The following is a 13,659-nucleotide window of genomic DNA, read 5'->3' on the forward strand; positions in this document are numbered from 1 at the left end:
CGGAGTATCCTTCTAATGCCGCACGATTCCACGCTTAATAATTATTATAACCTTGATAACTGGGGAGAGGGTTATTTCACCATTAATAATAATGGCAACATTGAAGTTACTAAAAATACGAACGATTCAGGTGTTGAACTCAAAACAATTATCAATGCGGCAAGTCGAGCTGGATTGCAATTGCCTTTGCTCATCCGATTCACAGATATTTTGCATGATCGTGTTAAAAGAATTTATACCGCTTTTGCAACAGCAATCGAAGAAATTGATTATCGTGGGACTTACACATTAGTTTACCCAATTAAAGTTAATCAAGAGAATTCTGTTGTGAAGGAGCTTCTCACTGCACCTGGGCATCAGGTAGGTCTTGAGGCAGGAAGCAAGCCAGAGCTCATGGCTGTGATAGGTTTGTTAGGTCAAAACCCCTCAACCATTATTTGTAATGGTTACAAAGATGCTTGCTATATCAGAATGGCCTTAATTGCCCAACAAATGGGCCATCAAGTGTATATTGTTATAGAAAAGCAATCTGAGTTGGATATTATCCTTAAAGAATCTATTAAGATGGATGTTCGTCCTAAAATTGGAATCCGTATCCGGTTGGTAACCAAGGGAGCGGGTAAATGGGAAAATACGGGGGGTGCAAAATCAAAATTTGGTTTAAATGCGGAGCAAGTTCTGGATATTGTGCAAGTATTAAAACAAGAAGGTTATCTCGACTGTCTTGAGTTTATGCATTGCCATCTTGGTTCTCAGATTGCTAACATTTTGGATATACGGCAGTGCATGCAAGAGGTGGCACGTTATTATATTGAATTAAGAACATTGCATGCCCCCATCAAAACAATCGATGTTGGCGGTGGCCTTGCAGTGGATTATGAAGGAACGCATTCAAGCACCGATTGTTCAATGAATTATAGCCTAGAAGAATATGCGACTAATATTTTATTAGCACTACGCAATGTATGTGAAGATAGTGAACACCCTGAACCTAATATCATTTCTGAGTCGGGCAGGGCGCTTACAGCACATCACGCCTTGATCGCCACGAATATAACCGATGCTGAAATTGTTAAACAAAGCCGTGAATTACCTTTGATTGAGCCCGATGACTCCCATGTTCTTCGTGATATCTGGGATACCTATCAAAGTATGTCAGAGTGCACGCCCACTGAATTATTTAATTATGCCTTTCATTCACTTAATGAAGCACATTCAATGTTCAAACATGGCGTAATCAAGTTAAAGGAAAAAGCAAAGGTAGAACAATTTTTTACCGCGATATGTTTTGAGCTTCAAAGTCGCTTGGATGAAAACAATGCCAGTGACAATGATTTATTGACAAGCATTAATGAGCGATTAGCAACAAAGATTTTTTGTAATATTTCATTTTTCCAATCGATGCCAGACGCATGGGCTATTGGTCAAATATTCCCCGTGGCTCCTATTTCTCACCTGACAGAGCCCCCTACAATGCACAGCATTCTTCAAGATTTGACTTGTGATTCAGATGGCACCTTGAAACAATATACAGGTAAGTCCTATTTGAGTTCGACATTAATGTTACCAAACTATGACACTAATAACCCCTATCACCTTGCCTTTTTCTTAGTTGGCGCTTATCAAGAAATTCTAGGAAATTTGCATAATCTCTTTGGCGACATCAACTCGCTTGCTGTCAAACTATTGGGCAATGGGGAGTTTGAAATGAATGATCTGGTAAGCGGAGATACGGTCACCAATGTGCTAAATTTAGCTCATTTCGATACAAAAAAGCTACTTCAATCGTATGAAAAGCAATTGATTAACACCGAATTATCCGAAGAAACGATTCAACACTATTTGAATGAGCTTCGTAGTATTTTTTCACAATTCACTTATCTTGATGCTAACAAAAGCAAAGGAAAATCATGACAACGCCTAAGCAAAAAGGGTTTAAAATGCCGCCAGAATGGCACCCTCACAGTGGTTGTTGGATGGCATGGCCATGTCACCAGCAAACCTGGGAACAAATCGGCTTAGATAGAGCACGAGTTGCCTATGCTAAAGTTGTGAAAGCGATTTCAAAATATGAGCCAGTGACGCTACTTGTTAACCCTGGAGATGAGTCTAATGCTTTAAACTTATGCAATCATAGCGCACGCATTATCAGTTTACCCATAAACGACTCCTGGACAAGGGATACGGGGCCAACATTTTTACTGAATGGTTCAAGCCAACTGGCAGGCGTTGATTGGATTCACAATGCTTGGGGGAGGAATTACGATAACTATGCCTTAGATAATCAAATCGCCTCTCACATATTGAGAGAAGTTAACGCTATTCGATTTAAAGCGCCATTGGTGATGGAGGGCGGTTCGTTTCATGTTGATGGCGAAGGGACTGTTTTAACAACGAAAGAGTGTCTGTTAAATGATAATCGTAACCCACATTTATCAAAGTATGAAATCGAACAATACCTGCAAGATTATCTAACTATTGACAAGGTGATCTGGCTTAATAATGGACTTATTGGTGATGAGACCGATGGGCATATTGATGAGATTGCCACATTTATTGCACCTGGTAAGGTATTATGCCTTATTACGACCGATAAGCAGGATGAAAATTACAATATACTCCAAGAGAACCTAGCGATATTAAAGTCTTCAACCGATGCTAAGGGGAGGGCGCTCGAAGTGTTTACCATTGAGCTACCACCTGCAACACAAATCAATGGTGAACGATTGACGCTATCCTATATCAATTTTTATCGTGCAAATAAAGGCATTGTGATGCCGTCATTTGGCCATAAAAAATATGACGATGCTGCGTATACACTATTTAAGCACTTATTCCCAAACGAGGGCATTACTCAAATTGACGCCTTAGACGTTTTTGCAGGAGGTGGCGGTATTCATTGTATTACGCAACAACAACCAAAAGCGCTATAAAATTCACACAAATTTTATTAGTTATCATGGGGTAAGCCAAGTTATAATTACTACGGCTCAGGTTTAAATGAGGCGGTATTATTCTGATAGGCTTACCCAAATTAAAATATTCATCTGAGTTAAAAGTGATAAAAAATGATAGGACCTATTTCATTTCGGCATAACATTATTCTTGTTGGTTTTGGGTGCATTGGTAAGGCATTGTTACCTTTATTATTTAGACACCTCAACATCAATCCATCACAAATTACCGTATTTGATAAATGTCACGATGGAATCGCTTTGACAAATGAATATCAAGTTTTATTGAATGTGGAGAACATTACACCTGAAAATTATTTATCAATTCTTGAGCCGTCTATAAAACAAGGTGATTTGTTCATTAATTTGTCTGTTGACATAGCCAGTGCCGCTTTAATTGAATTATGTCAAAAAAAAGGGGCGCTTTACCTTGATACTTGCACAGAGCCCTGGAAAGGTGAATATAAAGACGCTTCGAAACATCCTGAAATGCGAACAAATTATGCGCTTAGGCAGGGCGTGCTTAATATTAAAACAACAAAGATCGCACCGACGGCGGTTATTACCCATGGTGCAAACCCAGGGTTAGTTTCTCATTTTGTCAAACAAGCGTTACTGAATATGGCCAAAGATAACAACTATTCAGGAAGCATGCCTTCAACTCGCGAAGATTGGGGATATTTAGCTCACTGGCTCGGCATAAAATCAATCCATATTGCTGAGAGGGACATGCAAACTTCTGCCCGCGTTAAAAAGCCAGGCGAGTTTGTGAATACCTGGTCCGTTGAAGGCTTTATCTCGGAAGGATCGCAACCCGCAGAGCTTGGTTGGGGAACACACGAAAAGAGTTTACCGGACAATGGCTTTCCATTTTCTTTTGGTACGCAATGCGCAATTTATCTAAAACAACCCGGTGCAGCAACAAAAGTGCGAACTTGGACCCCTTCATACGGAGCAAGCCACGGTTTTTTAATTACCCATGCAGAATCAATTTCGATTGCAGATTATTTAACCTTGGAAGAAGGGGGAAGACTCTTTTATCGCCCCACCGTGCATTATGCGTATGTCCCATGCCCCGATGCGATTTTATCTATCCACGAGTTGGCAGAAAATGAATGGCATTCTAATCAAACACAGCGAATTATGTTAGATGAAATTATCGATGGGATGGATGAGCTTGGTGTTTTGTTAATGGGTAATAAAAAAGGTGCGTACTGGTTTGGATCACAATTGTCAGTTCAGCAAGCACGAGAACTAGCCCCAGGCAATAATGCTACGAGCTTACAGGTGGTAGCAGGTGTTTTAGCAGGTGTTATGTGGGCAATTGAAAATCCCAATCAAGGCATTGTTGAACCGGAAGATATACAATTTGATTATGCGCTAAAGGTCGCAATACCCTATCTGGGTGAATTAAAAGGGCATTACACCGATTGGACACCTTTAAGAAATCGCGAGCATTTGTTTTCAGAGCAAATCGATAATAGCGATCCCTGGCAATTTAAAAATATGTTAGTGGATTGAAATGGAGTACCTCTCGTTTTGCCGGAAACTTTCCTCCTTTGCATAGAGTCCTTTAGGTATTTAATACCTGGGTTCATCTAAGGATCTCTATGCTTTCTCTAATCAACGGAAAGTCCTTTGCATTATCTTAAACGACACCATTTATAATTCGTTGGCATGATTGTCGTTATGCTGGATAGCAATTCGCAATAAATTCAGTTAAACCTAAATTTGTCAATCTTACCTTTGCGCCAGATGGAGCAACAATGTGAAGGATATCATTGTTTCGAACAGTGACTTTAATCTCATCACCCAGATTTAATTTATTTGAATTAAACGTACTACTACCGTTTAACATTTTTGCAAGAAGCTCATCGCTTTCATCGGTTGATTTGACTTTGCAATTAGCTTCTATTGTAAAGAAAAAATTGTTAACCAGGTCTTGAGGTTCATTGGGTTTAAACACATAGTCAATGCTGAACCCAAGTGACATTTCATGGGGCTGAGCAGAGCTTGTGACGCTCGCGGTTATTAAAAGGAAATACATTAGCACTTTGGATATCGATTCTTTTAACATAATAGATTCTCCTACGGGTTAAAAACGCGTCAAGATACTATTTTTTTGTCCCTATGGCAATTCAAAAGACAAAAAAGTCTTTGCCAAATCACATTAAATCAATATTGCTTCTGTATTTGTTCATAAAAAAATGAACAGGCAACTTATTAAGTATAAAATACTTTATAAGGAATACCTAGTAAATTAATTGAGCACTTAAGATTGTGCATTGTAACAGGCTATTTTCCATTGTACCGGACAAAAACTCATATCTAAGACGTGCCCGTGCCCGGTTTTTAATGGGCAGAAATCACTTTTTCCGGTGATCTGCTTCAAGATCAAAGTTTATCTTTTAATTCTTCAAAATCGGGCATGGGCACGGGCACGCTCACGGGCTCGTATTAGTTATTTGATTTTTGTCCGGTACAAAGGCTATTTTCGCTATTTTTTGCATAATTAATGATTCAGAGTAGGTGTCTATTTATAGAGTGATATTTTGTAACACAACCACCAAAACACCCGCAATTGCCCCCGATAAGTGTCCTTCCCACGAAACGCCTTTTTTGGATGGAAATAGTCCGAAGAAAATACCGGCAAAATAATATACGACGATTAATGCAACAATCACGGTGGTTAGGGATGGGTTTTGAAAACCGTCAGCGAGCAAATAGGCCCAGTACCCAGTAATAAGCCCGCTTGCGCCAATATGGATGCCTCGTTTACCGATGACCCAAGTAATCAAGCCACTGACGATGATGATAAAAATACTGATGTTATAAAATAAGCTGACACCTTGAATCATGATAAAGTTTGCTAACACAATAAAAGGGATCGTGTTAAAAAAAAGATGATTGAAGTCAGCGTGTATAAACGGTGCAAAGAAAACTCCTGGTAAGCCGCGAATATGTCTTGGAAAAATACCAAATCGAAATAGCCAATTACCTAACACCTGGTTTAGCAAAAACGAAATCCATAAGATTGATGTTACAAAGACAAGTTGAGATAGATGGCTTTGTGTTTGGATAGCTATCTGAGCCAAGCTATCTTGGAATTGATTAAGCATCTTGTATTAAGACCGTTTCTTCATGTTTGTTATCGCTTGGCTGGGTACAAAAAGAAGGGGATCCACGAGTGTTTGGTTTAAAATCATCGACCAATGCAAATGTGGCCCGGTTGCGCGACCAGTTGCACCAACAAGACCAACTTGGTCTCCTTGTTTAATTTGTTGGTTCGGTTTTACTAAGATTTTGTCTAAATGCGCATAAAGGGAAAACAATCCCATCCCGTGGTCAACTATCACCGTATTGCCAGTAAAGAAATAATTTTTTGTGCTGACTACCTTGCCACTATTTATCACGATCACCGGCGTATTCTTAGGCGAAGCGATATCAAGTCCAGTATGAGGGGCTCTTGGCTTACCATTATAGATTCTTCGTAAACCAAATTGACTTGAAATAGGTCCGTGTGAGGGGGCGATAAAGCCTTCCTCAAAAGGATTTCGCTCGCTAAAGACAGAAAACAGTTGTTCACGTTCTTTTTCCTCTGCTTCGATACGTGGTCTGTCCTTGGCAAACGGATCCACTTTTCGTTTGTTATCGATCACTAATGACTGGATGCGATAATACTTTTCACTGACATGAAAGGGAACTAATCCTTGTTGAGGTTGGGATACTCTGATGTTTTGAATCGGTGCCTTTTCATCCAGAGGTATGCCAACGATCATTAACCATTGATTACTCATAAAGCTTGGTATAATTGCTATTTTTTTATCTAAATAAGAAGCGGCGGGTTTTTCCTTCAGATCAATGGGAATGATAGTCACGCCCCCATTAACAGCGTGATTTTCCGGTAAATTAATTTTTACAGCATGCATGGTAAGTGGAAAAGTTAATAAAAAAATTAGATTAAAAAGTGAATATTGAAATAATTTATTCATTAAATTTCTTCCTTTGTATGATTTTGCAGGATAACTGACCATGTTTAATTCTTATGTCGATCATATCGCTATCTTCAACTTGTGATGGGTCAGTAATGATAGCACCATTAAAACTGGCAATAGCATAACCTCTGTTCAGTGTAGCTAATGGGCTCAATGCATGCAATGTTGCTGTGGTATTTCCATAGTGTTGCTTTTTGGCATTCAGTGTAATACCCATAATTTGTTGAAGTCTGTGTAGTTTAAAAGAAAATTGATGTTGATAGGATTTTATGATTTGTTTAGGATGCAACTTGTGAATATGTTGCAATTGAATAGTTATGCTATTTTTTTTATTAAGCAACTGACGCTTTTGCGCTTGTTGAAGTCGCATTTGGAGATAATCCAGAGTCTGCCAACGTTGATTGAACATTAAATTTGTGGGAGCAAACAGTTGCCTTGTTTGCCATCCTAACGCTTGTTGATAGCCTGCGACTAATTGTCTAACAAGGTGTTTCATTCTATCAATTCGGTTGCTGATGTCTTCTAACAAAACAGACTGGTCAGGACAGCACGCTTGTGCTGCAGCGGTTGGCGTTGCAGCTCTTAGATCAGCAACAAAGTCGCAAATTGTTACATCGGTTTCATGGCCTACACCACTGATAACTGGAATAGGGCAACGATAGATTTCTCGAGCTAATTGTTCATCATTAAATGGCATTAAATCTTCTAAAGACCCACCACCTCTCGCGATGATAATGACATCGTTTCTTGAATCGGAAATAGCGCATTTTAATGAGCGAATGATAGTTAAAGGCGCTTGCGCTCCCTGTACTTCACAGCAATATAATGAGACAGATGCGATGGGATAACGCTTTTTTAACGTAGTTAAGATATCGTGAATTGCCGCGCCAGAGTCAGACGTGATAATGGCTATTGTTTGTGGGCGCTTTGGAATGGCTTGTTTATTGGTTGGATCAAATAACCCCTCTTGATTCAATTTTTGTTTTAAAAGTTCAATTTTCTGTAGTAAGAGACCTTCACCATCCGGAATGACTTCGGAAACGATAAGTTGATAATCGCCGCGTGCTTCATATAAAGTAACCCGCCCCAGTAAAATAACGGATTGACCATTATCAATGTTTTTTGACCACCCATTTTGCGATTGCCTAAAATAGGCACATTTTATTTGTGCAGAGTCGTCTTTCAAAGTAAAGTAAAGGTGTTGAGACGCTGGCCTGGCTAGGTTTGAGATTTCACCTTTGACTTTAATATTGGCAAATCCTTGTTCAAGCCATTGCTTGGCTTGACGATTAAGTTCGCTGACAGTAAATATGGGATGCATGTTCTTTCACAATGTATGTTAAAATGTTGAAATAAAACGCGTAATCATTTATTGTATCTATAATAAAAACAATAATCATATCCTATGAGATTAAAAAAAGCACTATGCATCGCAATGATGGTTAGCGGTTACGCACAAGCGCTGACCCTAGAAGATGCTGTGCAAAAAAGCATTATCACAAACCCGGATGTTTTATTTAACCGAGCAAAAACATTATCTGATCGTCAAGGGATCGATGTGGCAGCTGGTGCCTACTTGCCTTCTGTTGATGTCCGTGCTGGTGTTGGTGAAGAGGCAACTTTAAACCCAACTACTAGCGCACTTCAAGGTGGTGGGGTACGAAAGCTAACTCGCAAAGAGTCCAGTGTTGAATTAACGCAGAGCTTATTTGCTGGCGGAGCAATCATCGGTGAATATCACCGAAATCAATATCTCTATCAAGCGCAACTACTAAAAACTCAAGGTATTGCTGAGGATCTTGCGCTTGATGCGACAAAAAGATATTTAGATGTATTACTAAATGAACAGTTATTAGGCCTTGCGGTCAACAATCTAAAAGCACACAAAAAAGTATTTGCTCTAATTAAAGAACGAAGTGATGCGGGGTTATCTCGCGAAGCCGAGCTTGATCAAGCAGATTCACGTTTAGCCTTAGCGGAGGCAAATAAAATCAGTGCTGAAGCAAACCTTCGTGAAGCTAGAATTACATTTGCTCGTGTTATAGGTGCGTGGCCTGAGAAATTGCAATGGCCGAAGGAGCCTTCGATCGCAGAAATGCCAAAAACATTAAATCAAGCGATTGAGGTTGGAGCTGAACGCCATCCTACCGTTAAATCAAGTTATGCAGATATTAAAGAGGCTAAAGAGCAATATAAGGTTGCACGCTCACGCTATTATCCTTCCGTTGATTTTGTTTTAAGAGCTTCAGAGAATAGAAATCTTGCGGGACTGACTGGTCCAAATAATGATAAGTTAGCCATTATACGCATGAACTATAATATTTTCAGAGGCGGAGCAGATCAAGCCGAAGTTAGGCGAACAGCGTACCAAGTACAAGAGGCCTATGAAGAAAAAAATAAAGCATTACTCGATTTAAGGGAGTCGCTTCGGTTGTCTTGGAATGCATGGATTTCAAGTAGTGAACGATTATCTCCTTTGAGACGGCATGTTAAAGCTGCCAAAAAAACCCGCTCTGCTTATCAAGAACAATTCAAATTGGGTAAGCGAACGCTTCTTGATCTATTAGATTCTCAAAATGAATATTACCAAGCATCCATTGAAAATGCCCGAGGTTACGTCGATGAGGTATACTCCCGTTATCGCATCATTAATGGCGTCGGTAAATTAATTATTTTCTTTAATGTACGCATACCAACAAATGTTGTTAACGGGGATATATTTAATTCCGCTCAACGCCAGGTTGTTACTGAGCAACCCATGGATGGTGTTCCAATGCCTGAAATGCTTGAAGAAGATTTAAGAATCGCTAAACCCGTCAAGCAAGTTGAAAAAACGCCTTTAACTAAACCCAACTTATTGAAAAATAGTCATATTCCCTATCCAGCAAGAAACCGAGATTGGTTTGTACAGGTTGGAAAATTTAGCTCGTTGAATTTTGCTAAAAATATGGTAGATACACTGAGAGCGAAAGGCTTTAAGGTATTTGCTAAGGAAATTGACAGGTGCTACTTTGTCTTTGCTGGACCGTATGAATATAGAGGATTAGCGGCTAATACTATGGAACGACTGAAGTCAATTGCGCATGTGGAAGGATTATTGGTTACCTTTCGGCATGATTTCAAGGACAAGCGAATAGTAACTTACTATGCAAAGAAAAAGTAGGCTATTTCTAAGTCTTTTTGTCATATGCTTTGCCACTTGCACATTCAATATGTATGCCCAGCAAAAAATTTCGAAAGATTTTAACCATGAAATTAATCATTCTAATGGATCAGCTAAAAAACGTTTCCTAACCCTCCAAAAATTGCTTGATGAACAGGCCAATATGTCAGAGTTTGAAAAACTAGACCGAGTTAATCGGTTTTTTAATCTCTTTCAATTTGTCAGTGATATGCAATTTAAAGGAGAGCCGGATTATTGGCAGACGCCAAAAGAATTCATTGAGTCTGCCGCAGGGGATTGTGAGGATTTCTCGATTGCTAAATATTTTACCCTTTTAAAAATGGGGGTCCCTAGCGAGAGGCTCAAAATAGTCTATGTCAAATCAAAAACTTTGAATCAGGCTCATATGGTCTTAGCTTACTATGAATCCACAGGCAGTGATCCTTTGATTTTGGATAATATTAACTCAAAAATATTACCGGCTTCTGAACGGAGTGATTTAATTCCGGTCTATAGTTTTAATATTGATGGTCTGTGGTTAGTAAGACAACAAAGTCGTGATCAACGCGTAGGCGATTCTAACCGCTTGAGAAAATGGCAAGACTTACTAAAACGAATGGAAAAAGAGGGAACAAACAATGAGTTTAACTAAAAAATTAATCTATGGCGTTTTGTTTTTATTATTTGTTGTCTTAATGGGAACGTACGCCATTACCTTGAATAATTCAGCCCATTTCTATCGCCAGCAGCTAAACAACAATGCTCAGGATACAGCAACCTCTCTCGGATTATCTTTATCCCATTATTTGTCAAAGACGGACAAAGCAATGATGCTATCCATGGTGCAAGCTGTCTTTGATCAGGGGTATTTTGCTTCAATCGAAATTTATAATCATAAAGATGAACTACTTATCTCAAGGAAATTAAATGAAGCCACGATCAAAGTGCCTGATTGGTTTCGTGATTTAATTTCATGGCCAAGCACTTCTCAAAAAAATGTGATTATGGACGGTTGGAAGCAAGTAGGTTATCTCGTCGTAACAACGGATCCGGAAATTGCTTATCTATCGATATGGCAAAATGCTAAATTCCTTCTTATTTGGTATTTATTGTTTGCTTTGATTACGTCGATAACTATCTTTATTTCAATACGAATTATTATGAAGCCACTGGATCGTGTCACTGAGCAAGCGCAAGATATATGTGACAGACGGTTTGTTATTCAAGCTAATATTCCCAAAACGCCAGAGTTAAAAAAATTAACGCTGGCCATGAACCGCATGGTCCATCATTTGAAAAGTCTATTCAGAAGTAATATGAGTGAAATCCAACGATTACGTCAACAAGCCTATGTAGATCAACTGACAAATCTGGGTAATCGACGTTTCTTTCTGCAACAATTTAACTATTTATTAACAAATAAAGAAGAGTTTTGTCCTGGGTATTTTATCCTCGTGACTATAGAGGGCCTGGATGATCTCAATATTCATTCCGGATACGCAAAAGGTGATGAAATCATTCTAGCGTTTTCAAAATATATTCAACAGTTTTGGTCAGTTCACTCACAAATCCTTATTTGTCGAATTGGCGGTAGTCAATTTGGCTTGGTCATCAAAGAGATATCCAAAGAATTAATTTTATCGTCTATCCCTGATTTTTCAAAAGGATTGGCTAAAATCAAACAACAAGATGACCACGTAGAAGTGTTCTTTTCAGTAGTTCCTTATGCATTTAATCAATCCTCATCAAACGTTTTAACACTGGCGGATCAAGCGTTAAATAAAGCCAGGGAATCGGGTGAAAGTTATCATGTTATCACCGATGGAGAGACTAAAATCGAGGTTGTTGACCCCAATGCATTAAAGTCTGCACTTATAACAGACAACTTTATTATTTACGAACAAGCGGTTGTCGGCTCAGAGTCAATACTGCATCAAGAGCTGTATTTACGCATCATGATAGATGATAAAGAAATTGGTGCAAATGCATTCTTGCCGATAGCACAACGATCGGGATTATCATCACTGATCGATAATCTAATGATCGATAATGTTGAAAAACTATTGATACAAAATGATAGCACTTATGCGATGAACTTATCCCTGAATACCATATTGGAGCAAGGGGATCAGCAGGCGTTATTAGCGAAATTAAATCACATTTCAAGGTCTATGCGCCATCGTTTAGCTTTCGAAATACCGGAAGTTTGGCTCGTTAGCAATCAATTAACCATGATGGGTTTTATTAATCAGATAATCGACTTAGGATTCCAGTTTGGTATTGATCAGGCAGGTGTTAATTTATCAACGATGAATTACTTACAAGAGATCCCCCTGAGCTATGTCAAAATACATGGGAGTTTAATTCACGATGCTTTTAAAACAGATCAGTCAGAAATGATGCTGCGTTATATAATTGATTTGCTACAAACGGTGGGGATAGAAGCAATTGCTACGCAAGTACAATCGCTCGATCAAGTGAAACAAATGAAAAAGATGGGTATCCAATGGCTACAAGGTTATGAAATTTCTGCTAGCAAAAAAATTAATGTGTAGTAAATTTTTTAACTGTCGTATTACGCTGTATTTCAGCCGGTTAGCAAGGCAAATGACTATCGCGCAGCAAAATGCCAACCAAACAATTGGGCTAATTGCTGCAACATAGCACGCCCACGGATGCTATTACCTTTTGCATTTACTTTCGGACTATAGCAGGCAATACCGGCTATCCCTGGCATGACAGCAATAATATAGCCAGAAACGCCGCTTTTTGCGGGTAATCCAGTTTGTACCATGTGCGTTCCTGTTTCGTCATATAGCCCGCAAGTTGCCATAATGGATAATGTTGTGCGAGCTGTTTCTTTGCTAATTATCCGTGTTTTCCTAATTGGGCAAAAACCTTGGTTGGCTAGCAATGATGGTAGCATAACTAGCTGCTCTAATGAGGCTTCATAAGAACATAACGTAAAGTAAACGTTCAAAATTTCAGGAACTGGACCATCAATAATGCCATGCGATTTTAATAAGAATGCCAGGGATCGATTGCGATCGCCGGTTCGCTTTTCAGAATTAAAAACTAAGGGATTGATCGACAATCGGTGGTTAAATAGCTGCATGACCCATCGCTCTAACCAAGCAAATTGTTGCTCGCCTGTGCCTGGTATTTTTGAGCACAATGTTATCGCACCCGCATTAAGCATTGGATTGGAGGGTTTAGGTCCAAATTGTTCTAACCGGGTAATCGATGAAAATTCATCACCGGATGGTTCAGCACCTACCCATTGTAAAAGTTGATCTAGCCCCACTTCTTCTAATAATCCGATTAACGGAATTAGTTTTGCAACACTTTGCAAGGTAACATCGGGTAATGGTTTGTTGCTATATGTCAGGACTTTATGTTCCATTTGCTGTATGGCTATTCCAATTAAATCTTCATCGATATGGGCAAGCTCAGGAATGTAATTTGCAGCGTTACCGGAAGTCAGTTTCGCTGCAGAATCGACGATGTTGATGAGTGTCGCTTTTGTAATCCGTTTAGGTGTCGCCAT

11 protein-coding genes are annotated in these 13,659 nt (G+C 39.2%); 6 read left to right on the forward strand and 5 right to left on the reverse strand.

Annotated elements, in window-relative coordinates; genetic code table 11:
- Nucleotides 1–15 precede the first annotated feature (15 nt).
- The 3 genes from speA to AB3348_RS00645 all read left to right on the forward strand — a co-directional run bounded on the left by speA (nucleotide 16) and on the right by AB3348_RS00645 (nucleotide 4,475).
- On the forward strand, nucleotides 16–1,914 hold the full coding sequence (speA, locus tag AB3348_RS00635; RefSeq protein ID WP_367605607.1) for a biosynthetic arginine decarboxylase: 1,899 nt from the start codon (nucleotides 16–18) through the stop codon (nucleotides 1,912–1,914).
- A complete protein-coding gene (locus tag AB3348_RS00640) occupies nucleotides 1,911–2,933 on the forward strand; it encodes an agmatine/peptidylarginine deiminase (protein ID WP_367605608.1) in 1,023 nt (340 codons plus the stop codon). Before speA ends, AB3348_RS00640 begins: the two co-directional genes overlap by 4 nt.
- A 135-nt stretch (nucleotides 2,934–3,068) precedes the next feature.
- Nucleotides 3,069–4,475, forward strand: coding sequence for a homospermidine synthase (locus tag AB3348_RS00645; RefSeq protein WP_367605609.1), 1,407 nt, complete (start codon nucleotides 3,069–3,071; stop codon nucleotides 4,473–4,475).
- Between the two features lie 166 nt (nucleotides 4,476–4,641).
- Here AB3348_RS00645 and AB3348_RS00650 read toward each other — a convergent pair whose 3' ends face one another.
- The 4 genes from AB3348_RS00650 to xseA all read right to left on the reverse strand — a co-directional run bounded on the left by AB3348_RS00650 (nucleotide 4,642) and on the right by xseA (nucleotide 8,270).
- Nucleotides 4,642–5,031, reverse strand: a complete 390-nt coding sequence (locus tag AB3348_RS00650; RefSeq protein ID WP_367605610.1) for a hypothetical protein — start codon at nucleotides 5,029–5,031, stop codon at nucleotides 4,642–4,644.
- A gap of 460 nt (nucleotides 5,032–5,491) precedes the next feature.
- A complete protein-coding gene (locus AB3348_RS00655) occupies nucleotides 5,492–6,073 on the reverse strand; it encodes a rhomboid family intramembrane serine protease (protein WP_367605611.1) in 582 nt (193 codons plus the stop codon).
- Between the two features lie 6 nt (nucleotides 6,074–6,079).
- Nucleotides 6,080–6,946 carry a peptidoglycan DD-metalloendopeptidase family protein gene (locus AB3348_RS00660; RefSeq protein ID WP_367605612.1) on the reverse strand — a complete coding sequence of 289 codons (867 nt, stop codon included), beginning with the start codon at nucleotides 6,944–6,946 and terminating at the stop codon, nucleotides 6,080–6,082.
- The gene (gene xseA, locus AB3348_RS00665) at nucleotides 6,939–8,270 is read right to left on the reverse strand and encodes an exodeoxyribonuclease VII large subunit (protein ID WP_367605613.1); all 1,332 of its coding nucleotides are present in this window, start codon (nucleotides 8,268–8,270) and stop codon (nucleotides 6,939–6,941) included. The genes AB3348_RS00660 and xseA overlap by 8 nt, the downstream gene beginning before the upstream one ends.
- A gap of 84 nt (nucleotides 8,271–8,354) precedes the next feature.
- Between xseA and AB3348_RS00670 the strand changes: the two genes are divergently transcribed.
- Genes AB3348_RS00670 through AB3348_RS00680 form a run of 3 tightly spaced genes read left to right on the forward strand, consistent with a single transcriptional unit; the run spans nucleotide 8,355 to nucleotide 12,667 of the window.
- Entirely contained in the window at nucleotides 8,355–10,112 is a 1,758-nt protein-coding gene (locus AB3348_RS00670) for a TolC family outer membrane protein (protein WP_367605614.1), read from the forward strand.
- The gene (locus AB3348_RS00675; protein ID WP_367605615.1) at nucleotides 10,096–10,764 is read left to right on the forward strand and encodes a transglutaminase-like cysteine peptidase; all 669 of its coding nucleotides are present in this window, start codon (nucleotides 10,096–10,098) and stop codon (nucleotides 10,762–10,764) included. Before AB3348_RS00670 ends, AB3348_RS00675 begins: the two co-directional genes overlap by 17 nt.
- The gene (locus AB3348_RS00680) at nucleotides 10,751–12,667 is read left to right on the forward strand and encodes an EAL domain-containing protein (protein WP_367605616.1); all 1,917 of its coding nucleotides are present in this window, start codon (nucleotides 10,751–10,753) and stop codon (nucleotides 12,665–12,667) included. Before AB3348_RS00675 ends, AB3348_RS00680 begins: the two co-directional genes overlap by 14 nt.
- 56 nt (nucleotides 12,668–12,723) lie before the next feature.
- Here AB3348_RS00680 and glsA read toward each other — a convergent pair whose 3' ends face one another.
- Complete coding sequence (gene glsA, locus AB3348_RS00685) at nucleotides 12,724–13,659, reverse strand: glutaminase A (protein ID WP_367605617.1); 936 nt, start codon at nucleotides 13,657–13,659, stop codon at nucleotides 12,724–12,726.

The organism is Legionella sp. W05-934-2, assembly GCF_964199965.1.
GTDB lineage: Bacteria > Pseudomonadota > Gammaproteobacteria > Legionellales > Legionellaceae > JAFIFT01.